The 23,338-nt window shown below is 62.4% G+C and carries 13 protein-coding genes, 2 tRNA genes and 3 rRNA genes; 13 read left to right on the forward strand and 5 right to left on the reverse strand.

Translation table 11 applies throughout. From position 1 onward, the window contains the following. The first annotated feature begins 65 nt into the window (after positions 1-65). The 9 genes from Q4S45_RS00465 to Q4S45_RS00505 all read left to right on the forward strand — a co-directional run bounded on the left by Q4S45_RS00465 (position 66) and on the right by Q4S45_RS00505 (position 10,998). Positions 66-1,271 carry a murein transglycosylase A gene (locus Q4S45_RS00465; protein WP_305508129.1) on the forward strand — a complete coding sequence of 402 codons (1,206 nt, stop codon included), beginning with the start codon at positions 66-68 and terminating at the stop codon, positions 1,269-1,271. 51 nt (positions 1,272-1,322) lie between these two features. Continuing rightward, positions 1,323-2,099 carry an enoyl-CoA hydratase gene (locus tag Q4S45_RS00470; RefSeq protein WP_305508131.1) on the forward strand — a complete coding sequence of 259 codons (777 nt, stop codon included), beginning with the start codon at positions 1,323-1,325 and terminating at the stop codon, positions 2,097-2,099. An 18-nt stretch (positions 2,100-2,117) separates the two neighbouring features. Continuing rightward, a complete protein-coding gene (locus tag Q4S45_RS00475) occupies positions 2,118-3,638 on the forward strand; it encodes a phospholipase D family protein (RefSeq protein WP_305508132.1) in 1,521 nt (506 codons plus the stop codon). A gap of 387 nt (positions 3,639-4,025) precedes the next feature. Beyond that, positions 4,026-5,554: ribosomal RNA gene (locus Q4S45_RS00480) — 16S ribosomal RNA — on the forward strand. An 80-nt stretch (positions 5,555-5,634) separates the two neighbouring features. Further along, positions 5,635-5,711: transfer RNA gene (locus Q4S45_RS00485), tRNA-Ile, on the forward strand. A 21-nt stretch (positions 5,712-5,732) separates the two neighbouring features. Continuing rightward, positions 5,733-5,808: transfer RNA gene (locus tag Q4S45_RS00490), tRNA-Ala, on the forward strand. 228 nt (positions 5,809-6,036) lie between these two features. Next, a 23S ribosomal RNA gene (locus tag Q4S45_RS00495) occupies positions 6,037-8,909 on the forward strand. A gap of 140 nt (positions 8,910-9,049) precedes the next feature. Beyond that, a 5S ribosomal RNA gene (gene rrf, locus Q4S45_RS00500) occupies positions 9,050-9,162 on the forward strand. The 16S, 23S and 5S rRNA genes sit together here with 2 tRNA genes alongside, the layout of an rRNA operon. A 171-nt stretch (positions 9,163-9,333) precedes the next feature. Then, the gene (locus Q4S45_RS00505; RefSeq protein ID WP_305508134.1) at positions 9,334-10,998 is read left to right on the forward strand and encodes a hypothetical protein; all 1,665 of its coding nucleotides are present in this window, start codon (positions 9,334-9,336) and stop codon (positions 10,996-10,998) included. A 13-nt stretch (positions 10,999-11,011) separates the two neighbouring features. Here the strand turns inward: Q4S45_RS00505 and Q4S45_RS00510 are convergent, their stop codons facing one another. The 3 genes from Q4S45_RS00510 to Q4S45_RS00520 form a co-directional block, all read right to left on the reverse strand. Next, entirely contained in the window at positions 11,012-12,016 is a 1,005-nt protein-coding gene (locus tag Q4S45_RS00510; protein WP_305508136.1) for a TraB/GumN family protein, read from the reverse strand. A gap of 94 nt (positions 12,017-12,110) precedes the next feature. Further along, positions 12,111-12,875, reverse strand: a complete 765-nt coding sequence (locus Q4S45_RS00515) for an ABC transporter ATP-binding protein (RefSeq protein WP_305508138.1) — start codon at positions 12,873-12,875, stop codon at positions 12,111-12,113. After that, positions 12,872-13,897 (reverse strand): iron ABC transporter permease, encoded by a 1,026-nt coding sequence (locus Q4S45_RS00520; RefSeq protein WP_305508140.1) that lies wholly within the window; start codon positions 13,895-13,897, stop codon positions 12,872-12,874. Before Q4S45_RS00520 ends, Q4S45_RS00515 begins: the two co-directional genes overlap by 4 nt. Positions 13,898-14,036: 139 nt before the next feature. Between Q4S45_RS00520 and Q4S45_RS00525 the strand changes: the two genes are divergently transcribed. Together Q4S45_RS00525 and Q4S45_RS00530 are read left to right on the forward strand one after the other, a co-directional pair. Further along, positions 14,037-15,467 (forward strand): DUF2868 domain-containing protein, encoded by a 1,431-nt coding sequence (locus Q4S45_RS00525; protein ID WP_305508142.1) that lies wholly within the window; start codon positions 14,037-14,039, stop codon positions 15,465-15,467. Then, entirely contained in the window at positions 15,464-16,936 is a 1,473-nt protein-coding gene (locus tag Q4S45_RS00530) for a GTPase domain-containing protein (protein WP_305508144.1), read from the forward strand. The genes Q4S45_RS00525 and Q4S45_RS00530 overlap by 4 nt, the downstream gene beginning before the upstream one ends. On the opposite strand, the gene Q4S45_RS00535 is transcribed toward Q4S45_RS00530, so the two are convergent. Continuing rightward, positions 16,933-19,050, reverse strand: a complete 2,118-nt coding sequence (locus Q4S45_RS00535) for a TonB-dependent receptor (RefSeq protein ID WP_305508146.1) — start codon at positions 19,048-19,050, stop codon at positions 16,933-16,935. The two genes, Q4S45_RS00530 and Q4S45_RS00535, sit on opposite strands and share 4 nt — an antisense overlap. 299 nt (positions 19,051-19,349) lie before the next feature. On the opposite strand from Q4S45_RS00535, the gene adh reads away from it, so the two are divergent. After that, positions 19,350-20,870 carry an aldehyde dehydrogenase gene (gene adh, locus Q4S45_RS00540; RefSeq protein ID WP_305508148.1) on the forward strand — a complete coding sequence of 507 codons (1,521 nt, stop codon included), beginning with the start codon at positions 19,350-19,352 and terminating at the stop codon, positions 20,868-20,870. Positions 20,871-20,885: 15 nt separating this feature from the next. Continuing rightward, positions 20,886-21,275: a DUF779 domain-containing protein gene (locus tag Q4S45_RS00545; RefSeq protein WP_305508149.1), complete on the forward strand. Its 390-nt coding sequence runs from the start codon at positions 20,886-20,888 to the stop codon at positions 21,273-21,275. Positions 21,276-21,295: 20 nt separating this feature from the next. Here Q4S45_RS00545 and Q4S45_RS00550 read toward each other — a convergent pair whose 3' ends face one another. After that, positions 21,296-23,128, reverse strand: a complete 1,833-nt coding sequence (locus Q4S45_RS00550; protein WP_305512013.1) for a sigma-54-dependent Fis family transcriptional regulator — start codon at positions 23,126-23,128, stop codon at positions 21,296-21,298. Positions 23,129-23,338 lie beyond the last annotated feature (210 nt).

Raw genomic sequence — 23,338 nt, forward strand, 5'->3', positions numbered from 1 at the left:
CGATAAACACCAGCAGGCACATCGCCACGCCTGCTTCCAGAATTAATAGCCACATAATTATCCTTATGATTTCTACTCGCCGCAGTTTACTCGCTTCGCTGGGCGCCGTCGCCCTCGCAATGTCAGCCTGCACCACGGCGCCGCCCAAACCGGAGCCGCGCCCGCCGGTGGTCATGCCCACGCCTGTGGGCCCGACCGCGGTTCCCGCGCCGGCTCCGGTTGCCACGCCGCTGATGACGCCGACCACCTTCGAAGCGCTGCCCGGCTGGCAGCAGGACGACCTGCGCGAAGCCTGGCCGGCCTTCGTCAACTCCTGCAAGGTCCTGGTGCGCAAGGATGACTGGCGCGAGGCGTGCACCGCGTCGGCTGGCGTTGATCCGGCCGACGGCGCCGCGATCCGCGCCTTCTTCGAAAGCCGCTTCGTGCCGAACCAGGTGCGTGCGGCCGACGGCGCCGACACGGGCCTGATCACCGGCTATTACGAGCCGATGCTGCGCGGCGCCCGCAAGCGCGGCGGATCGTTCCAGACCCCTCTGTATAAGGTGCCGGACGATCTGCTGACCGTCGACCTGGGCGGCGTGTATCCGGAGCTGAAGAACATGCGCCTGCGCGGCCGGCTGGTCGGCAAGAAGGTGGTCCCGTACAACACCCGCGCGGAGATCGAGCGCGCCGTCATGCCGGGCAAGGAGCTGCTGTGGGTGGACGATCCGGTCGAGGCGTTCTTCCTCGAGGTGCAGGGATCGGGCCGCGTGCAGCTGATGGACACCGGCGAAATCGTGCGCGTGGCGTTCGCCGACCAGAACGGCCATCCGTACAAGGCAATCGGCCGCTGGCTGGTCGAGCAGGGCGAGCTGCCGGCGGCGCAGGTGTCCGCGCAGAGCATCAAGTCCTGGATCGCCAGCCATCCGGAGCGCCGCCAGGAACTGTTCAACGCCAACCCGAGCTACATCTTCTTCAAGGAGGAGCGTCTGCCCGATCCGTCGGTCGGCCCGAAAGGCGCGCTCGGCGTGCCGCTGACGCCTGCGCGCTCGGTGGCGGTGGACCAGCAGTTCCTGCCGCTCGGGGCGCCAATCTGGCTGGCGACCACGCGCGCCGGCAGCGAGGCGCCGATGCAGCGCCTGATGATGGGGCAGGATACCGGCGGCGCGATCCGCGGCGCGGTGCGGGCCGACTTCTTCTACGGCTTCGGCAAGGATGCGGCGGACAGCGCCGGCCTGATGAAGCAGCGCGGCCAGATATGGGTGCTGCTGCCGAAGGCCGCGGCGCGCTGACCGGCTACAATCGCGGATTGACTTCTTCACAAACATAAGAGGGGATAGCCCATGGAATACACAGACCTGCTGATCGAGACCCACGGCCGCGTGGCCGTGATCCGCCTGAACCGTCCGAAGGCGCTCAACGCCCTGAACGACAACATGATGAACGAGCTCGGTCACGCGCTCTACAAGTTCGATGCCGACAAGGACATCGGCTGCATCGTCCTGACCGGCAGCGAAAAGGCCTTTGCAGCCGGCGCCGATATCGCGGCGATGGCGGAGTACACCTACGCCGACACCTACCCGGACAACTACATCGGCCGCAACTGGGAGCACATCCTCAACGTGAGGAAGCCGGTGATCGGCGCGGTGGCCGGCTTCTGCCTGGGCGGCGGCTGCGAACTGGCGATGATGTGCGACTTCCTGATCGCCGCCGACAGCGCGCGCTTCGGCCAGCCTGAAATCAAGGTCGGCGTCACGCCCGGCGCCGGCGGCACGCAGCGCCTTCCGCGCACCATCGGCAAATCGAAGGCGATGGACCTGCTGCTGACGGCGCGCATGATCGACTCCGCGGAAGCCGAGCGCACCGGACTGGTGTCGCGCGTGGTCCCGGCTGACAAGCTGATGGAAGAGGCGATCGCGGCGGCCACGGTTGTCGCGTCGATGTCGGTCAGTGTCGCGATGGCGATCAAGGACAGCGTCAACCGCGCCTTCGAGACCACCCTGACCGAAGGCGTGCGCTACGAGCGCCGCTATTTCCACGCCGCGTTCGGCACGCCGGCGCAGAAGGAGGGCATGTCGGCCTTCCTGGCCAAGCGTCCGCCGAACTTCGGCGGGCTGTAGCCGGACGCCAGGCCACCCATGCGCGCGCGGTGGCTTGCTGCCGGCCTGTTGGCCGCGATCCTGAGCGCCGGTTGCGCCGGCCTGCCTTCGCTGGAAGGGCGCGGCGCATCGAGGGCATTCACCGACACGGCGGGCGCGCCGCTTGGGATGGCGGTAGCGCCGCTGGTCGCGGCCCATCCCGGGCAGTCCGGGGTGTACGCGCTGGCCGACGGACGCGATGCGTTCGCCGCCAGGGCGGTCCTGGCGAATGCGGCCACGCGCAGCCTCGACATTCAATACTACATCTGGCGCAACGACATTACCGGCGCGCTGCTGTTCGATGTCTTGCGCACCGCTGCGGCCCGCGGCGTTCGGGTGCGGCTCCTGCTGGACGATAACAACACGTCCGGGCTCGATGCCACTCTGGCGCAGCTCGACGCCCATCCGAATATCGAAGTGCGCCTGTTTAATCCGTTTGCGATGCGGCGCGCGCGCCTGCTCGGCTATCTCACCGACTTCGCGCGCCTGAACCGGCGCATGCACAATAAATCGTTCACCATCGATGGCCAGGCGACCATCATCGGCGGGCGCAATATCGGCGACGAATACTTTGGCGCCGCCGGCGACGTGCTGTTTTCGGACCTCGATGTGCTGGCCGTCGGCCCGGTGGTGCGATCGGTATCGGACGATTTCGATCGTTATTGGAACAGCGCGTCGGCGTATCCGCTGAAGCTGATCGTCGCCGCGCCGGATGCCGCGGTCGCCTCGGCATCGATCGAACCGGCGCCGGCGGCGCAAGCCTATCTGGTGGCGATGCGCGAATCGAACTTCGTCGCCGAGCTGGTCGCACGCCACCTTCCGCTCGAGTGGGCTGCGACCCGCCTGGTCAGCGACGATCCCGCCAAGGCGCTGGAGCGGGAGGCGCGGGAGAGCCGGGTCGGACCGCAGCTGAGGGAATCGATCGGCGAACCCGCGCGCAGCGTCGATCTGGTGTCCTCGTATTTTGTGCCTGGGAAAACCGGCACCGAAGCGTTGTCGGCGCTTGCCGTACGCGGAGTCGCGGTGCGCGTGCTGACCAACTCGCTGGAGGCCACCGACGTCGCCGCGGTGCATGCGGGCTATGCCAAGTGGCGCAAGCCTTTGCTGGCGGCCGGCGTGAAGCTTTACGAATTGCGCCGCTCCTGGCCGCAGGATGTCGGCCCCAGGCTGGCCGGCTCGCTGGGCAGTTCGGGATCGAGCCTGCATGCCAAGACCTTCGCGGTCGATGGCGAACGCGTATTTGTCGGGTCCTTCAATTTCGATCCGCGATCGGCGCGCCTGAATACGGAGATGGGGCTGGTGATCGACAGCCCCGCCATGGCGCGGCAACTGGCGGCGACGCTCGATCGCAGTGTCGCCGAGCGGGCCTACGAAGTGCGCCTGGCTCCGGATGGCCGCTTGTACTGGATCGAGCGAAAGCAAGGCGTCGCAATCCGCCACGACACCGAACCAGGCGCGAGCTTCTGGCGCAGGGTGGCTGTGCAGGTCCTGTCGTGGCTGCCGATCGATTGGCTGTTGTGACAGAAAAGCCTTGCAGGCTATTTCGGCGTTTGCTATAGTTCGCCTCCCCGCAAATCGCGGGGCGCTTTGAAGGTGTAGCGGAGGTCTCGGACCGAAGCGGCACACGAAAAAAAGGGCGTGACAGGATCGGCGAAATGCTTCATAATCTCGCCTCTCTGCTGATGAACACAACGCTTCATCGAAACGCAGGGCAAGCAGTACCGAACAAAGTTCTTTAACAATTAACAGTCGATAAGTGTGGGCGTTTGATGAAGGTGCCAGTGACTTCGGTCACTGAATACTTAAATTATCAAATGTTCACAAAAAAGAAATATAGGCGCTACGAAAGTAGTGGCCTGTCAGTATTTTGAGTGAGCGATCTGTCCGCAAGGACATTAAACAGAGATTGAACTGAAGAGTTTGATCCTGGCTCAGATTGAACGCTGGCGGCATGCCTTACACATGCAAGTCGAACGGCAGCGCGGGGCAACCTGGCGGCGAGTGGCGAACGGGTGAGTAATATATCGGAACGTACCCTGGAGTGGGGGATAACGTAGCGAAAGTTACGCTAATACCGCATACGATCTAAGGATGAAAGTGGGGGATCGCAAGACCTCATGCTCCTGGAGCGGCCGATATCTGATTAGCTAGTTGGTGGGGTAAAGGCCTACCAAGGCATCGATCAGTAGCTGGTCTGAGAGGACGACCAGCCACACTGGAACTGAGACACGGTCCAGACTCCTACGGGAGGCAGCAGTGGGGAATTTTGGACAATGGGCGCAAGCCTGATCCAGCAATGCCGCGTGAGTGAAGAAGGCCTTCGGGTTGTAAAGCTCTTTTGTCAGGGAAGAAACGGTGAGGGCTAATATCCCTTGCTAATGACGGTACCTGAAGAATAAGCACCGGCTAACTACGTGCCAGCAGCCGCGGTAATACGTAGGGTGCAAGCGTTAATCGGAATTACTGGGCGTAAAGCGTGCGCAGGCGGTTTTGTAAGTCTGTCGTGAAATCCCCGGGCTCAACCTGGGAATTGCGATGGAGACTGCAAGGCTAGAATCTGGCAGAGGGGGGTAGAATTCCACGTGTAGCAGTGAAATGCGTAGAGATGTGGAGGAACACCGATGGCGAAGGCAGCCCCCTGGGTCAAGATTGACGCTCATGCACGAAAGCGTGGGGAGCAAACAGGATTAGATACCCTGGTAGTCCACGCCCTAAACGATGTCTACTAGTTGTCGGGTTTTAATTAACTTGGTAACGCAGCTAACGCGTGAAGTAGACCGCCTGGGGAGTACGGTCGCAAGATTAAAACTCAAAGGAATTGACGGGGACCCGCACAAGCGGTGGATGATGTGGATTAATTCGATGCAACGCGAAAAACCTTACCTACCCTTGACATGTACGGAAGCCACGAGAGATCGAGGTGTGCTCGAAAGAGAGCCGTAACACAGGTGCTGCATGGCTGTCGTCAGCTCGTGTCGTGAGATGTTGGGTTAAGTCCCGCAACGAGCGCAACCCTTGTCATTAGTTGCTACGAAAGAGCACTCTAATGAGACTGCCGGTGACAAACCGGAGGAAGGTGGGGATGACGTCAAGTCCTCATGGCCCTTATGGGTAGGGCTTCACACGTCATACAATGGTACATACAGAGGGCCGCCAACCCGCGAGGGGGAGCTAATCCCAGAAAGTGTATCGTAGTCCGGATTGTAGTCTGCAACTCGACTACATGAAGTTGGAATCGCTAGTAATCGCGGATCAGCATGTCGCGGTGAATACGTTCCCGGGTCTTGTACACACCGCCCGTCACACCATGGGAGCGGGTTTTACCAGAAGTAGGTAGCTTAACCGCAAGGAGGGCGCTTACCACGGTAGGATTCGTGACTGGGGTGAAGTCGTAACAAGGTAGCCGTATCGGAAGGTGCGGCTGGATCACCTCCTTTCTAGAGTTGCACTAGGCAGAGATGCCAATCATTGAGCGTCCACTCTTATCGACTGTTAATAAAGATAAAGAACAGCATTTGGGGCTGTAGCTCAGCTGGTTAGAGCACCGTGTTGATAACGCGGGGGTCGTTGGTTCGAGTCCAACCAGCCCTACCAGTTTTAGCGCGTATTACCCACGGGGGATTAGCTCAGCTGGGAGAGCACCTGCTTTGCAAGCAGGGGGTCGTCGGTTCGATCCCGTCATCCTCCACCAAAAGTTCAAACGTAAATCAGCGCAGATGGCGCCGGGATTTAGGTTTGATCTTTTAGAGATTAATTGCTGTTCGTTCTTTAACAATCTGGAAGAAGTAAAGTTTTATGTCAATCTGTGAAAGCAGTTTGGCAGGGTAATGATTGTATGTATCAAAACAAGCAACAACGCTGTACTTTCTTATCTCTGTAGCGTCTTTCGGCTTAGTCGGCTGAGAGGTTAACGTTATAGGGACAAGCGAATAAGTGCACATGGTGGATGCCTTGGCGATTACAGGCGATGAAGGACGTAGTAGCTTGCGATAAGCTGCGGGGAGTGAGCAAACACACTTTGATCCGCAGATTTCCGAATGGGGAAACCCGGCCTTTTAGGTCATTGCATACTGAATACATAGGTATGCAAAGCGAACGCGGCGAACTGAAACATCTAAGTAGCTGCAGGAAAATAAATCAACCGAGATTCCCAAAGTAGTGGCGAGCGAAATGGGATGAGCCTGCATGATTTAGCACGACGCATAGTAGAACGGATTGGAAACTCCGGCCATAGAGGGTGATAGCCCCTTATACGAAATGCGATGTGTGGAACTAAGTATGCGACAAGTAGGGCGGGACACGAGAAATCCTGTCTGAATATGGGGGGACCATCCTCCAAGGCTAAATACTCGTAATCGACCGATAGTGAACCAGTACCGTGAGGGAAAGGCGAAAAGAACCCCGGGAGGGGAGTGAAATAGATCCTGAAACCGTGTGCATACAAACAGTAGGAGCGGACTTGTTCCGTGACTGCGTACCTTTTGTATAATGGGTCAGCGACTTACATTCAGTGGCAAGGTTAACCAGATAGGGAAGCCGTAGAGAAATCGAGTCCGAATAGGGCGACAGTCGCTGGGTGTAGACCCGAAACCAAGTGATCTACTCATGGCCAGGATGAAGGTGCGGTAACACGCCCTGGAGGTCCGAACCCACTAATGTTGAAAAATTAGGGGATGAGCTGTGGGTAGGGGTGAAAGGCTAAACAAACTTGGAAATAGCTGGTTCTCTCCGAAAACTATTTAGGTAGTGCCTCAAGTATCACCATCGGGGGTAGAGCACTGTTATGGCTAGGGGGTCATTGCGACTTACCAAACCATTGCAAACTCCGAATACCGATGAGTGCGAGCTTGGGAGACAGACGTCGGGTGCTAACGTCCGGCGTCAAGAGGGAAACAACCCAGACCGCCAGCTAAGGTCCCAAAGATTGGCTAAGTGGAAAACGAAGTGGGAAGGCTAAAACAGTCAGGATGTTGGCTTAGAAGCAGCCATCATTTAAAGAAAGCGTAATAGCTCACTGATCGAGTCGTCCTGCGCGGAAGATGTAACGGGGCTAAGCCAGTCACCGAAGCTGCGGATATCCGCAAGGATATGGTAGGAGAGCGTTCTGTAAGCCTGCGAAGGTGTCTTGTAAAGGATGCTGGAGGTATCAGAAGTGCGAATGCTGACATGAGTAGCGATAATGGGGGTGAAAAGCCTCCACGCCGTAAGCCCAAGGTTTCCTGTTCAACGTTCATCGGAGCAGGGTGAGTCGGCCCCTAAGGCGAGGCAGAGATGCGTAGCTGATGGGAAGCAGGTTAATATTCCTGCACCGTCGTATGATGCGATGGGGGGACGGATCGCGAAAGGTTGTCCGGGTGTTGGATGTCCCGGTTTTTGACTCATAGAAGGCGCTTAGGCAAATCCGGGCGCGGAATTCAAGGGGTTGAGACGAGAAACTTAGGTTTCGAAGCAATCGGAAGTGGTTCCAAGAAAAGCCTCTAAGCTTCAGTCATACGAGACCGTACCGCAAACCGACACAGGTGGGCGAGATGAGTATTCTAAGGCGCTTGAGAGAACTCGGGAGAAGGAACTCGGCAAATTGGTACCGTAACTTCGGGAAAAGGTACGCCCTGGTAGCTTGATTGGTTTACTCCATGAGGGTGAAAGGGTTGCAATAAACTGGTGGCTGCGACTGTTTAATAAAAACACAGCACTCTGCAAACACGAAAGTGGACGTATAGGGTGTGACGCCTGCCCGGTGCTGGAAGATTAAATGATGGGGTGCAAGCTCTTGATTGAAGTCCCAGTAAACGGCGGCCGTAACTATAACGGTCCTAAGGTAGCGAAATTCCTTGTCGGGTAAGTTCCGACCTGCACGAATGGCGTAACGATGGCCACACTGTCTCCTCCCGAGACTCAGCGAAGTTGAAATGTTTGTGATGATGCAATCTACCCGCGGCTAGACGGAAAGACCCCATGAACCTTTACTGTAGCTTTGCATTGGACTTTGAACCAATCTGTGTAGGATAGGTGGGAGGCTTTGAAGCGGGGACGCCAGTTCTCGTGGAGCCATCCTTGAAATACCACCCTGGTTTGTTTGAGGTTCTAACCTTGGCCCGTTATCCGGGTCGGGGACAGTGCATGGTAGGCAGTTTGACTGGGGCGGTCTCCTCCTAAAGTGTAACGGAGGAGTTCGAAGGTACGCTAGATACGGTCGGACATCGTGTTGATAGTGCAATGGCATAAGCGTGCTTAACTGCGAGACTGACAAGTCGAGCAGGTACGAAAGTAGGACATAGTGATCCGGTGGTTCTGTATGGAAGGGCCATCGCTCAACGGATAAAAGGTACTCTGGGGATAACAGGCTGATTCCTCCCAAGAGTTCATATCGACGGGGGAGTTTGGCACCTCGATGTCGGCTCATCACATCCTGGGGCTGTAGCCGGTCCCAAGGGTATGGCTGTTCGCCATTTAAAGTGGTACGTGAGCTGGGTTTAAAACGTCGTGAGACAGTTTGGTCCCTATCTGCCGTGGGCGTTGGAAATTTGAAGGGGGCTGCTCCTAGTACGAGAGGACCGGAGTGGACAGACCTCTGGTGTACCGGTTGTCACGCCAGTGGCATTGCCGGGTAGCTAAGTCTGGAAGAGATAACCGCTGAAAGCATCTAAGCGGGAAACTTGCCTTGAGATGAGATTTCCCAGAGCCTTGAGCTCTTTAAAGGGTCGTTCGAGACCAGGACGTTGATAGGTTGGGTGTGGAAGTGCAGTAATGCATTAAGCTAACCAATACTAATTGCCCGTACGGCTTGTCCCTATAACCTTAGCAGGTACAGAGATGAGAAAGACCGTTGTGGCTTGTTCTGATTCATACTCATTACCCAGTAATACGAAACTTACTTTTTCCAGATTCTAGGAATTGCTGCCCAATCGGGAGCAAGGCCTGTACAAGTTATGCCTGATGACCATAGTAACTCGGTACCACCCCTTCCCATCCCGAACAGGACCGTGAAACGAGATTACGCCGATGATAGTGCTGCAACCAGTGTGAAAGTAGGTTATCGTCAGGCTAGTTACAAGAGAAAAACCCAAGCAGAAATGCTTGGGTTTTTTTTCGTCTGGCGGTTTTGGGGGAAAGTGCTCCCGCTTGCGGGCCAGACCCGGTCGGAAATGCTTCAAATCAAGCTCTTTCCTGAGAAAGCAGGCACTATCTGACTTTCTCTTCAGAAAGGACGCCGCAGATGACTCCGTTCCGATCGATTCCCATTGCGAGTATCGTGCTGTTTTCCGCGAGCTTGCACGCGCACGCGCTACCGGGCGGCGTGAAAGACGCGTTGGCCGGCGAACGCATCGGCCTCCTGGATGCAGGCGGACTCAGGCTGACCAACGGGAAGTGCCGCGACTGCGCCAGCTCACGCCAATCGTTATGGTATTTCGAGGACGATCTGATCGCCGCCCCCGCATCGGCCGCGGTCGCTGCCGGCGTGAATGCGCAGCTCGATCGCAATGACGATGTTCGCCAGTGGGCCGCCACCGCCCCGGCGCGCGAGCTTGTGTACCCATCCGTGACCTGGATCGGCTCTCCTCAGATCATCGACAGCGCGGCCATCGATTCCGCCGGCGCCGCCGTGACTCCCGCCGGCGGCCAGGCGATCGCCCTGGCCCTGACGCCGAAGCTGTCCACCAACCGGTCCTACGCCGATGCGTCGACGATCCGGTATTTCAATCAGCGCCCTCTGCGCATGCGCGGCGCCATGACCGAAAAAAATGGCAAGCCAACCTTCGTCGCGCGCACCATCTGGCCGACCGACTACGCGATCGACGCCGTCCGCCTGCCGCTCAAACCATTGGCGGGCATCGCCGATTTGCGCGGCTTCGTTCGTGACGATAGCCTCGGGCGCGACGGGACGCTGTCGAGCCGCCTGGTGTGGGAACGCTCGCCCGGCGCCGGCCGGCAGTTGGCCGGCAAGCCGGTCCTCGGCTTCATGCTGAACGGCGCGCAAGGCGATGACGACGAGGCGATGGGAGGGCATTTCGCCATCGCCACCGGACGCTTCGGCGCCAAAGGCGAGTGGGCCGACTGGGCCGTCAACAATTTCTACAACCTCGATTCGGTAAGCGAGAAGGGCATCGTCGCGGCGACCCTGCCGATGGATAACTACCTGATGGACCTGAACAGCGGGCAGCAGTATTACCGGCCCTCGTACATGCTGGTCGCGATCCTCAACAAGGACCGCACCGCGGTTGCCTACCAGGGTGGCGTCCAGCGCACCATGAACCACTTTTACCGGCACGACCTCACTTATGCGCACGCCGCGAACAACTGTGCGGGGATCAGCATGGATGTGTTCCGTGCGTTGGGCTGGAACGTGCCCACCCGTGGTGCGACGGGCCACATCAAGGCGCTCGGGGCTTACGCCTACGTCGCCGCGAAGGAAGCGAGCCTGAAAAAGGGCCGCAGCATCTACGATTACCTGACGGAGGAAACCACGCGTCTTTATCCGGGCATCGCGTTCGAGGCGGCCGGTGCGGATCTGCTCGAGCTGGTCGGCGCCATGGCCGCGAAGCCGAGAGTGCGCACGCCATACGAACAGCAGCTCGCGGAAGACGTCGACGCCATCATCCTGGTCAAGATTCCGCAGATTCCTTCGAGCCGTGTAGCCGGTTCCAGCCCGGCGTTCTCTTTCGACGAGTACATGGCGCGCGTGCCGGCGGACCATGCGAAGTGGAAGGTCGTGCCGGTAGCGCCGCGGCCGTTCCCCGCGGCGCTGCGCGAGAGCGGAACGGCGCTGCCTGCGGCGACGTCGGTGGTGCCGCTGCCGGTTGCGGCCATCGGCGCGGCCGGTCTGTTTGGAGGGGGCGCCCTGTGGAGGCGCCGCAAGAAGAAAGCCACGGCCAAAACGTAAATGAGTGGCCCGCTCAATCCGGCTGTTCGACCTGGTAGCCCTTTGCCTGTAATGCCGCGACCATGCCGTTCGGATTGAGGATTTGGGCTACCGGCAGCACTGCGAACGTCGATTGGTTCGTCGCCAGGGCTTTTTCGGCCGCGGCCACCCACGAATCGCGCAGGCGCTGCTCGATTGCGCCTGCGGCCGGCAGCGTTTTTATCATCCACGCGCTGTTGAACACGGCCGAATTGCAGGCTTCCACCTGGTCCGGATAGGTCAGTTTGCGCATTACTTCGACATCGCCCACCGCCCACGCGTTTGCACGCACGCGCATCGCCTCGAGATCCGTCTCGAGCCGGTCGATCGTCTTGGTGAAGCAGGCCAGGTCGTCGAGCGAGGACTTCTTGAAATCCCTTAGTGCGCCGCGGGGATTCTCAAGCTGCATCGAGAATCCCGTCGCCGTAAATTTGATCTTGTTTTGCCTGGAGATCTTCTTGATCTGCTCCTGCACCTCGCGGTCGCTTCCCAGCGCGGACTTGTCCAGTGCCTTGTCGAACAGCGCACCGGCGGCGAAGATCGGCCGTTCGGACTCGATGCCGGAATCGTCGCCGATATATTTCGCTTTCAGCACCGTCCATCGGGCGTAGACATCGGCGGGAACGACATCCTTCAGATGCGCGCCATCCGCATTTTTCTTGAAGCCGATCACGAATGGCAGGGCTGTCACGATATTGAAGGAGTTTGCCCATCCGACGCCGATGCCGGCCGAGGGAGAGCCGAGGAATTCCTGGGATTGCGCGATGATTTTCTCCACCTGCGCCGATCGCCACGTCATCTTCTTGGGCAGCGGCGAATAGGTCCCGAAAATCCACAGCACGTGGTCGTCCTTGGTGACCTTCCATAGACCCGGGCCAGGGCGCTGGCCGACGACCAGGATTTTCTCGCCTTCAGCGACTGGCGGGGGCGGTTCGTTCTGCGACCATGCCGGCACAGCGAGCAGGCACAAGCAAAGTACGGTCAAACGGTGGTCGAGCATCGGGTTCCCCGGTGATGGTGACAAGCGATATTACCGTTTCCTCATCATTGCGTTTAAGTGAGTAACATGTTGTTACTATGGCATGCATACATGCTCATCGCGCCGGAACGAAAATGCGGCGGCCCTCGTGCACGACAATGTCGACCGGATGGCCAAGATAGCGGCTGACCGTAGGCGCGGTCATGACCTGGCCGATCGGACCGGCTTCCCACGAGCCGTCTCCCATCAGCAGCAGCGCATGGCTGCAGGCCTGCTCGGCGAGATTCAGGTCGTGCCCGATCATCACCGCCGTCTTGCCCTTCTCGCGGCACAGCTTCGCGATCAGCTGCATCATGCCCACCTGGTGCGCCAGGTCCAGCGCGTTGGCCGGCTCGTCGAGCAGCAGCAGCGGCGTGTCCTGCGCCAGCATGGCGGCGATGGCCACGCGTTGCCGCTCGCCGCCGGACAGGCTGCGCACGTCGCGCTGCGCCAGTTCCGCCACTTCCATCGACGCGAGCGCCGCCATCGCGATCGCGTGATCGTCGCTGTCCTCCCAATAGCGCTGGCCGTGATAGGGGTGGCGCGCCGCCAGCACGGTTTCGAGCACGCGGTAGGCGAAGGCATCGCTGCGCGTTTGCGGAAGATACGCCCGCTGGCGCGCCAGTTCGTCCAGCGGCCAGTCGGCAAGCGGACGGCCGGCGATCTTCACGCGGCCCGCATCGGGCTGGCGCAGTCCGGCCAGCGTGCGCATCAGGGTACTCTTGCCGGCGCCATTGCGGCCGATCACGCACCAGCACTCGCCGGCGCTCACGCGCCAGTTAAGCTGATCGACGAGGACGCGCGCGCCGGCTTGCAGGCAAAGCGATTCGGTAGCGATCATGAGCGGCGCAGCTGGTGAAGCTGGTAGAGGAAGAACGGCGCGCCGACCAGCGCGGTGACCACGCCGACCGGCAGCTGTTGCGGCGCCAGCGCGGTGCGCGCCACGATATCGGCCAGCACCAGGAAGGTGCCGCCGGCGAGCGTGGCGACCGGGACCAGCAGTCGGTGATCCGGCCCGATCGCGAAGCGGCAGGCGTGCGGCACGATCAGGCCGACGAAGCCAATGCTGCCGGCGCTGGTGACGGCGCTGGCAGTGAGGATGCCGGAGCAGAAGAACAATCCCTTGCGCAGCGCGCCGACCCGCACACCGAGCGTCGCCGCGGCTTCCGCGTGCAGCGCAAGCACGTTCAGCGAGCGCGCGCTGCGCAATGCGAACAGCAGCGCGCCGCCCAGCACCACCCACGGCAGCACGCGCACTGGCGCGCCGGCGAGGTCGCCGATCATCCAGAACACCATGCCGCGCAGGCGGCTTTCGGGCGCGATCGACAGCAGCAGCGTCACCATCGCCATGCATGCCGACGACAGGATCACGCCGGTCAGCAGCAGCACCGATGCGCCGCCCGCCGCGGCGGACCCGCCGGCCAGGTCGCGCCGCGCCAGCAGGTAGAGCATCATCGACACGGCCACCGCGCCGGCGAACGCCGATGCATCGACCATCCACAAGGCGCCCATCGTCAGCAGTGCGACCAGCGCGCCGACCGACGAGCCGGCCGAGATGCCCAGCACATAGGGGTCGGCGAGCGGATTGCGCAGCAGCGCCTGCATCATCACGCCGGCCAGCGACAGGGCGGCGCCTGTGACGAAGGCCACCGCCGCGCGCGACAGGCGCAGTTCGAGCAAGGTCGCGGCCATCGAATCGGCGCGGCCGTGCAGGAGTTGGGATAGGGCGCCGGGCAGTTCGGACGGCGCGACGCCGACCGAGCCGGTCATGCCGGACAGGCCGAGGCTACAAATGGCGAGCGCGGCGAGCGCGCCGACGACCAGGATCGACCGTTGGCGCGGGTCGTGGAAAATCGGATGCATCGAGATCCATGGGCGGGCACAAAACCCGGCCATTATACGGCCTTGCGACAAATGCAAGCCGGGCCGCCGCACCATGCGCGGCCAAAGTACGGCACAATTGGCACATCAATATTGTCGTTGTATCCAACCCGGAACGGACATGAACGAAAAGGTGGCGAGGGATGTCGTGCTGGTGCGCGCAATCGAGACGATGGATCGGAACCACGAGATCCTCAGCGACGACGACCGACTGTACGCCAGCCGCAGCGCGAAGGAACTGGCGGAGTGGGCTGCGGCGGACAGCAAGTCGGCGGTCACGCCCGACCATTTTCTGCAGCAGCGCGCGGAACTGATACTCAAGCGGCTGGCCGAGCGCATGCCGCCGTTCCGCGCATTCCAGGAGCGCGGCACGGGCTGGACGCTGCTCTCGGCCGGCCTGCCGCTGCTCGCGCTGATCGTCGGCGCCGGTGTCGACCGCATCAGCGATCCGCATCGCGTCGACTTGTTATCCGCGCCGCTGCTCGCGATCATCGGCTGGAACCTGGTCGTGTACCTGGTGCTGCTGGCGTGGCTGTTGGTGCCGGGATCGAAGAGCGGCTGGGCCAGCGCGGGCATGCTGCGCCGGCTGGCTGCCGGCAGGGCGGCGCTGCCGCGCAAGCTGCCCTCGACGCTGACCGCGGCGCTGGTCGAGTTCATGGCCGAATGGACGCGCCTGAGCGCCAGGCTCACACACGCGCGTCTTGCGCGCACGATGCACCTGGCCGCAGCCTTGTTCGCGGCCGGCGCAATTGTGTCGCTGCTGGCGCGCGGCCTGCTGACGCAGTATGTCGCCGGCTGGGAGAGCACCTTTCTCGACGCGCCCCAGGTGCATGCGGTGCTGGCGGTCCTGTTCGCACCCGCCACCTGGGTTTTTCAGCTGCCGGGATTTTCCGTGGCCGACATCGAGGCGTTGCGGTTTTCTCACGCACCTTCGATGACCGGCGGCCGGCGCTGGGTGCTGCTGTACGCCGCGACGCTGATGCTGCTGGTGGTGCTGCCGCGCCTCGCCCTCGCGGCGCTGGCCCATTGGCGCGCGCGCCGCATGGCCAGGCACTTTCCGCTCGACCTGGACGAGCCATACTTTCGCAGGCTGCGCGGCAAGATGGGCGGCCCGCCCGGCGTGCTGCGCGTGCTGCCTTACAGCTTCACGCTGGACGAAGCGCGCGACCGCGGGCTGGCGACGGTGGCCGCGATGCTGCTCGGCGAGCAGGCCAGCGTGATGCTGCGCCCATCGAGCGCATACGGCGATGATCCGGGCGATGTGTTCGGCGATGCGAACGTCAGCCTGACCGCAGCCTTGTTCAACCTTGCCGCGACGCCGGAGAAAGAAAATCACGGCGCCTTCATCGAACACCTGGTGCGCCAATCGCCGCGCACAATGGTGCTTATCGACGAATCGTCGCTGGCCGAGCGGCTCGGCGCGCAGGCGGGGAGAAGCCGGATCGACGAGCGCATCATATTGTGGCAGCAGTTCTGTGCGCATCACCACGCCAGCGCGACGGTGGTGAACCTGCTCGATCCGCACGCGCGCCCGCTGGAGCAAGCGGCATGAGCGGGGTGACGATCCAGTTCGCGCTGATTTCGCACACCAACAATGGCAAGACCACGCTGGCGCGCACCTTGGTGGGAATGGATGTTGGCGAAGTGCGCGACGCAGCCCATGTCACAGTGTTCGCCGAATCGCACACGCTCCTGACAACAAGCCAGGGCGACTCGTTGCAGCTGTGGGACACGCCTGGCTTCGGCGACTCCGTGCGCCTGCTGCGCCGGCTCGCGCTGGCTGGCAATCCGATCGGCTGGTTCCTGCGCGAGGTGGTGGACCGCTACCGCGACCGCACTTTCTGGCTTAGCCAAAATGCGCTGCGCACCGCCCGCGACGCGGCCGACGTGGTGCTCTACCTGGTCAATTCGTCCGAACATCCGCGCGACGCCGGCTATCTGCCAGCCGAGATGAAGATCCTCGAGTGGCTCGGCAAGCCGGTCGTGGTGCTGCTGAACCAGATGGGCCCACCGCGTCCCGCGCCGGAGGAACTGGCCGAGCAGGCCACCTGGAAGCAGCACTTGGCCCAGTACCCGATCGTGCGCGAGGTGCTCGCGCTGGACGCCTTCGCGCGTTGCTGGGTGCATGAGCGCGTGTTCTACGAAGCGGTCGGCAAGCTGATCGAGCCGGCCGGCCGGGAAGGGTATGCGCGCCTGTTCGCCGCCTGGGAGGCGAACAACACCGACCGCTTCCGGCGCGCGATGGACATCACCACGCAGCAGTTGCTGGCCGCGGCGCGCGACAACGAACCGGTCGAGGAGGAGAAAAAGAGCGTGCTGCGTTCGGCGATGAATGCGGTCGGCCTGCGCAAGGACGCCGAAAAGCGCGCGGAAAAGGCCATGGCCGCCATGCTCGAACGCCTCAATGGACAAGTCGGCGCGGCCACCGGACGCCTGCTGGCGCTGCACCAGCTCGATCCGGGCGAAGCGGCGAAGATCAATGCGCGGGTGCGGCAGAATTTCGCCATTCGCGCCCCGGTCGACAAGGCGCAGGCGGGCCTGATCGGCGCCATCGTCTCGGGCGCCGCAACGGGCTTGTCGGCCGACCTGATGGCGGGCGGCTTGACGCTCGGCGGCGGCGCGCTGCTGGGCGGCCTGGTGGGCGCGCTCACGTTTGCCGGCGCCGCCTGGGGCTTCAACGCAAGCACCGACCGCAACCATCCGACAGTGCAGTTCGCCGACGACTTCCTCAAGTCGCTGCTGGTGTCCAGCATCCTGCGCTATCTCGCGGTCGCCCATTTCGGCCGCGGCCGCGGAAATTTTGTCGACAGCGAGGCGCCGGCCTTCTGGCAGGCCGAAGTCGAACGCGCGGTGGCGATGCACGACGACGTTCTCGGCCCTGCCTGGCGGGAGGCCCGCATGGAGCCCGATGCGGTCAAGGCCAAGGCGCGGCTAGATCAGCTTGTGACGGCAGTTGCGGCCCGCACGCTGGAACAGCTGTATCCCTCGGTGACTGCCGTACCTGGCCGCGCGACGATTTAGAACACGTGCGCCACGCTGGCGCCGAGCATCCAGTTGCGGCCCGGCGCGGCCTCGTAATAGCGTTTGTTCGTGTCACCGACGATCAACGACCCAACGTATTTTCGGTCCGCCAGGTTGTTTACCCGAACGAACTGCTTGAAGCGCCATGCGCCCATCTGCTCATTGGCGGTCAGGCGCGCATTGATGATTGCGTAGCCCGGCGCCGGGATCTCGCTGTTCGCATCTTCAGCATAGATCCGGCTGTTCGCGACCGATTCCACCGCGGCGCCGAGGCGCCCGGCCGGATCCTTCCACGCCAGCTCGGCGAACAGGTTCGCATTCGGCACGCCCGGCAGACGGCTGCCGGCCTGCACGTTGCCGAACCCCTGATCGTACACGGCGCGCAGCGCGGTCAGCGCCAGGCGCCCGGTGAAGCCGCCAGCGAGCGTGGTGTCGAGCGACAGTTCGGCGCCCTGGCGCAGGGTCTTGCCCGCGTTCTTGTAGCTGGTGCGCCCGCCGGACGAACTGTCGACCACCAGCTCGTCGGTGGTACGCACCTGGAACAGCGCGGTGTTGACGCGCGTGTGGTCGCCGATGCTCGCCTTCACGCCAGCTTCGACGTGCGTGCTTTCCGCGGCGCGCAGCCCGAAATTGAATCCTCCTCCCACGCCCGAGTAGAACAGTTCGTTCAAGGTCGGCGTCTCGAAGCCGCGCGCCGCGCTGGCGTACACATTGAGCGTGGTGCCGATCTTGTAGAGCGCCCCGATCACCGGCGTCGTGTGGCGATATTCGACGCCGCCGCTGTCGTTGCCGTTGACGAGGAAACGGTCGCCCACGCTCACCGTCATGCGCGTGTGACGGGCGCCGGCGGTGAGTACCCAGGGGCCGGCCTGCCATTCCGCCTGGAGGTAGGGATCGAGGCTGGACAGAAGGTCCTGCTCGTCGCGCCGCAGCGCGCCCTGCACGCCGAACTGGTTGCCGATGAAGTTTTCATAGCCTTTGCGGTCGTCGTTCGAATGGCCGTAGTCGATTCCGGCCGTCGCCGTCAGTTTGCCGCCGCCCAGACGCCGCACCGCGACCCAATTCACATCCGCGCCGTAGAAATCGCGATCGAAGTCCACTACTCCGCCCGAATGCGTCGCCGGCGCCTGAAAGCCTTTCGAAAACGGCTGGTACTGCGTCACCCGGCGGTTGCCGCCGTAAATCATCACGTGCAGGCGGTCATCGCCAAAGTGCTGATCGTAGGCCATCCCGATCTGCTGATGCTCGATATTCTTGCGCGTGTCGTAGCGTTCTGCGAAGGTGCGCTGGGGCGTCGCGGTATCGGTCGCATCGATCTCGCCGGCACGCGAATCGCGCTGGTAGGTGGCCCAGCTCACGCCGAGCGGATCCTGGGTCCCGAACTGGCGCAGCGAATTGGCCACCAGCGTCAGCTTGCCGCCGTCGGCGGGCCGCATGGTCAGCTTGGCGAAACCCTGGTCGCGCGTGGCGGCGCTGTGCGTGCGAAAGCCGTCCGTCTCGAAACGGGAGGCGTCGATGACATAGCCGATTGCGCCGCTGGCGCCTTGGGCGCTGATGTCGGCCTTGCGCGCGCTGTCGCTGCCGGCGGATAGGGAAAGATCCAGTGTGGGCCGGCCCTGGCCGTCGCGCGTGAACAGCTGGATCACGCCGCCGGAGTGATTGCCGTAGATTGCCGAAAACGGCCCGCGCAGCACTTCGATGCGTTCTGCCATGTCGAGGTTGAAGGCCGATGGCTGGCCCTGGCCGTCCGGCATGCTGGCCGGGACGCCGTCGCTGACCAGGCGCACGCCGCGCACGCCGAACGCTGATCGGGCGCCGAAGCCGCGCGACGAGATCTGCAGATCCTGGGCGTAGTTGCCGCGGTTTTGCGCCACCAGCCCAGGCACTGCGGCAAGCGCCTCGGAAGCATTCACCCGCATCTGGCCGTCGCGAATCCGCGCGGCGCCGACCACGTCGATGGCGGCCGGCAGGTCGAAGCTGGTGTGCTCGACGCGGCTGGCGCTGATCACCACCACGTCGACCAGAGGCTGCGTATCCGCGGCGCGAGCCGATGCTGCCAGGGCGCTGGCGGCGAACAGGCTGGCGATGGCCTTCAGGCGAAACGGGTGCGGCATGACGGGTCTCCATTGATTGGAATCGTGGCCAGCTGGTCGCCGCTCGCGCCTGCCGGTCCCGATCCTCCATCAGCAATATACCGGCGAATTGCCTTAGACGTGATGATCCGGTGAGTCGTCGCGTGACACCTGTTCCATTCTGGAGCAGGTGTGACAGACACGCCGGCATGCGCGCTGCATTGCGCCGCTATGACAGCGTTGCCCACGGTGTGCTGGCACGGTAGTTGCGAAATACCGGGTGTGGCCAACACACTCCGCCGGCAGCGGCGGCTCGATAACTACACCAATCAGAGGATGACATGAATCTCGCGGACATCAGCAAACTCGGCGTCGCCAACCCGTTCAAGCAGCGCTACGACAACTACATCGGCGGCAAATTTGTCGCGCCGGTGAAGGGCGAGTACTTCCCCAACATCACGCCGATCACTGGCCAGCCGTTCTGCGAGATCGCCCGCTCGGGCGCCGAGGACATCGAAGCGGCGCTTGATGCCGCGCATGCAGCCAGGGACGCCTGGGGCAAGACCTCGCAGGCCGAGCGCGCCAACATCCTCAACAAGATCGCCGACCTGATGGAGCAGAACCTGACCCTGCTCGCGACCGCCGAAACCATCGACAACGGCAAGCCGATCCGCGAAACGACGGCCGCCGACATCCCTCTGGCGATCGACCACTTTCGCTACTTCGCCGGCTGCATCCGCGCCCAGGAAGGCTCGGTCGCCCAGATCGACCATGAAACCTACGCCTATCACTTCCATGAGCCGCTCGGCGTGGTCGGCCAGATCATCCCGTGGAATTTCCCTATCCTGATGGCGGTGTGGAAGCTGGCGCCGGCGCTCGCAGCCGGCAACTGCGTGGTGCTCAAGCCGGCCGAGCAAACCCCGGCGTCGATCATGGTGCTGGTCGAGTTGATCGGCCACCTGCTGCCGCCAGGCGTGCTGAATATCGTGAACGGCTTCGGCCTGGAAGCGGGCAAGCCGCTGGCGTCCAACAAGCGCATCGCCAAGATTGCCTTCACCGGCGAAACCGGGACCGGGCGCCTGATCATGGGCTACGCCGCGCAGAACCTGATCCCCGTCACGCTGGAATTGGGCGGCAAGTCACCCAACATCTTCTTCGAAGACGTGATGGACGCCGACGACGACTTCTTCGACAAGTGCCTCGAAGGCTTCGCCATGTTCGCGCTGAACCAGGGCGAGGTGTGCACCTGCCCGTCGCGCGTCCTGATCCAGGAGTCGATCTATGAAAAATTCATCGAGCGCGCGCTGGCCCGGGTCGCTGCGATCAAGCAGGGCAATCCGCTCGATACCGCCACCATGATCGGCGCCCAGGCGTCGCAGGAGCAGCTGGAAAAAATCCTGTCCTATCTCGACATCGGCAAGCAGGAAGGCGCCGAAGTGCTGGCCGGCGGCGCGCGTAATATGCAAAGCGGCGACATGGCCGGCGGCTACTACGTGACGCCAACCGTGTTCAAGGGCGATAACAAGATGCGCATCTTCCAGGAGGAGATTTTCGGGCCGGTGGTGTCGGTGACCACCTTCAAGGACGAAGCCGACGCGCTGCGCATCGCCAACGACACCCTGTACGGCCTGGGGGCCGGCCTGTGGACGCGCGACGGATCGCGCGCATTCCGGGTCGGCCGCGCGATCCAGGCCGGGCGGGTGTGGACCAACTGCTACCACTTGTATCCGGCGCACGCCGCTTTCGGCGGCTACAAGCAGTCGGGCATCGGCCGTGAGAACCACAAGATGATGCTCGACCACTACCAGCAAACCAAGAACCTGCTGGTGAGCTACAGCCCGAAAGCGCTGGGCTTCTTCTGACCAAAGGGGCGCGCCATGACTCAGACGCTTGACCGGGTGATTGCGACCGAATCCGCGCTGCAGATGATCGACGAGCTGCGCGGGCGGCACGGGCCGCTGATGTTTTTCCAGTCCGGCGGCTGCTGCGACGGCAGCACGCCGATGTGCTATCCGGCTGGCGAATTCAATCTCAGCGACACCGACGTCTATCTCGGCAACCTGGGCGGCGCGCCTTTCTACATGGGACTGGAGCAGTTCGCGTACTGGGAGCATACGCAGCTGATCATCGATGTCGTCGCCGGTAACGGCGGCATGTTCTCCCTCGATAACGGAACAGGGCGGCGCTTTCTCACGCGTTCGCGCCTGTTCACCGATGAAGAGTTTCGCCTTTTGAGCAACCAGCCGGTGGATCGGCGCGAACGATAGAGCGGGCCGCCGGCAGGCTCCTATTTCAGGTGCGGCAGTTTGCGGTAGATGGTGTTGCGCGACACCCCAAGCGCGCGCGCCGTTGCCGACACGTTTCCGCCATGGGCGCCCAGCGTCCTGACGATCATCGACTGCTCCATTTCCTCGAGGTTGGCGCCAGCGGCGATCATCTTGTCGGAATCGGCGGCCGGTTGCATGTCGATGTCGTCGAGGAAGTCGTCGGGCATATGGCGCAGGCCGATTTCAAGCTCGTCGCCGGCCATGATCACCGCGGTGCGCAGCAGGTTGGTCAGCTGGCGGAAGTTCCCCGGCCATTTGTGGCGCACGAACATGCGCAGCACTTCGTCCGACACCGTGTGGTGTCCGTGGTTCGATTCGCTCGCCAGGATCTTCTTGACGACCGTCTCGAGGTCGGTGCGTTCGCGCAGCGGCGGAAGTTTGACCACCAGGCCGTTCAGCCGATAGTAGAGATCCTCGCGAAACAGGCCTTTGGCGATGCGCTCGCGCAGATTGTGGTTAGTCGCGCATATCAATTCGACGTTGACGGCGATCGGCTTGCCGCCGCCGAGCGGAGTCACCACGCGTTCCTGCAGCACCCGCAGCAGGCGCGCCTGCAGACCGAGCGGCATGTCGCCGATCTCGTCGAGGAAGAGGGTGCCGCCGTTCGCCGCCACGATCTTGCCGATCGATCCCTTCTTGCGCGCACCGGTGAAGGCGCCGTTTTCATAGCCGAACAGCTCCGATTCGATCAGCGTTTCCGGGATCGACGCGCAATTGACCGCCACGAACGGGCCTGTCGCACGCGGCGAGTCGCTGTGAATCGCCTGCGCCAGCAGTTCCTTGCCGGTGCCGGTCTCGCCCGTCACCAGGATGGGGATGTCGTGACCGAGCACCTTGGTGACCTTGGCGATGACCTGCTCGAGCTGGGGATCGCCGGTGTTCAGGCAGCTCAGCCCGGGGCGGCGTCGCGCACTAACCCGCTCGCCCGGCCCTGAAAACGCACGGACCTCGCTCATCACCCGCAGCTGGGCGCGCCCGTGGACGCGGACCCCGTTGTGCATGGAAAGCTGCAGAAGCCCGGGGGCGGGGTGGCGGTAGTGGTCATACATGGCCGACACCGGTATGCCAAACAGGGAGCTGAAGGTATGCGACTGCAGCGCCGGGAACGACAGCCCAAGCTGGAACAGGCCATTGCGGTTCGCCGACAGGAAGCGCCCTCCAGGCGTAAACGAAGCGATGCCTTCCATGAGCGTTCCGATGCATTCGGGCCGCGCATGGAAGTGCAGCGTGATCGCATCTTCGAAGCTGGCCGAGAACAGCTGGTTCTCGATCATCAGCGCCGACATCCGCACCAGCGCCATGGTGTGTTTGTGGAAGCTGCGCTGGTCGCCGGACACGTCCAGGACTCCGATGACTTTGCCCTGATGGTCGGTAATCGGCGCGGCGGAGCAGGTCAGGAAGTGGTGCGCGGCCAGGTAGTGCTGGTCCGCGTGCACGAGCGCCGGCGCCTGCTCCGCGATCGCGGTGCCGATCGCATTGGTGCCCTTGCTCTGCTCGGACCAGGCCACGCCCGGCTGCAACGCAACGCGGCTGGCCTTTGCGAGGAAATCGTCGTCGCCCAGGGAATGGACGATGACGCCTTTCGCATCCGTGAGAATCACCATGTGGTGGGTGTTGACGATCTGCTGGTACAGCGCCTCCATCACGGGCGCCGCGTGCGTATGCAGCAGCCGGTTCTGTTCGATCAGCAGCGACAGGTCGTTGCGTGCCAGCGGGCTGAAGTCGGGCCGAGTGTCGGGACCCAGACCGTAGGAACGCGAGCGCTGGTGCGACGATTCGATGATGACCGGCATGTCGTGATCCCAACTTGAAGCGGGCGACAGCGGACTCGCCCCTTTCCGGCCTTGCGCAGTTACTTGGTGCATGATCCGTTGTCTCCATGTGAGCCCTCGTCACGGGACTCTTTCGTCGGGATGCCGAAGTTCCACCTTGTTACACGTGCTCCAGGAATGAACACGCAAATTGATAGTCTAATCACCTGGGTTGCTGCCTTGCCTTCAATG

The organism is Massilia sp. R2A-15 (assembly GCF_030704305.1).
Lineage (GTDB): Bacteria > Pseudomonadota > Gammaproteobacteria > Burkholderiales > Burkholderiaceae_D > JAFCUW01.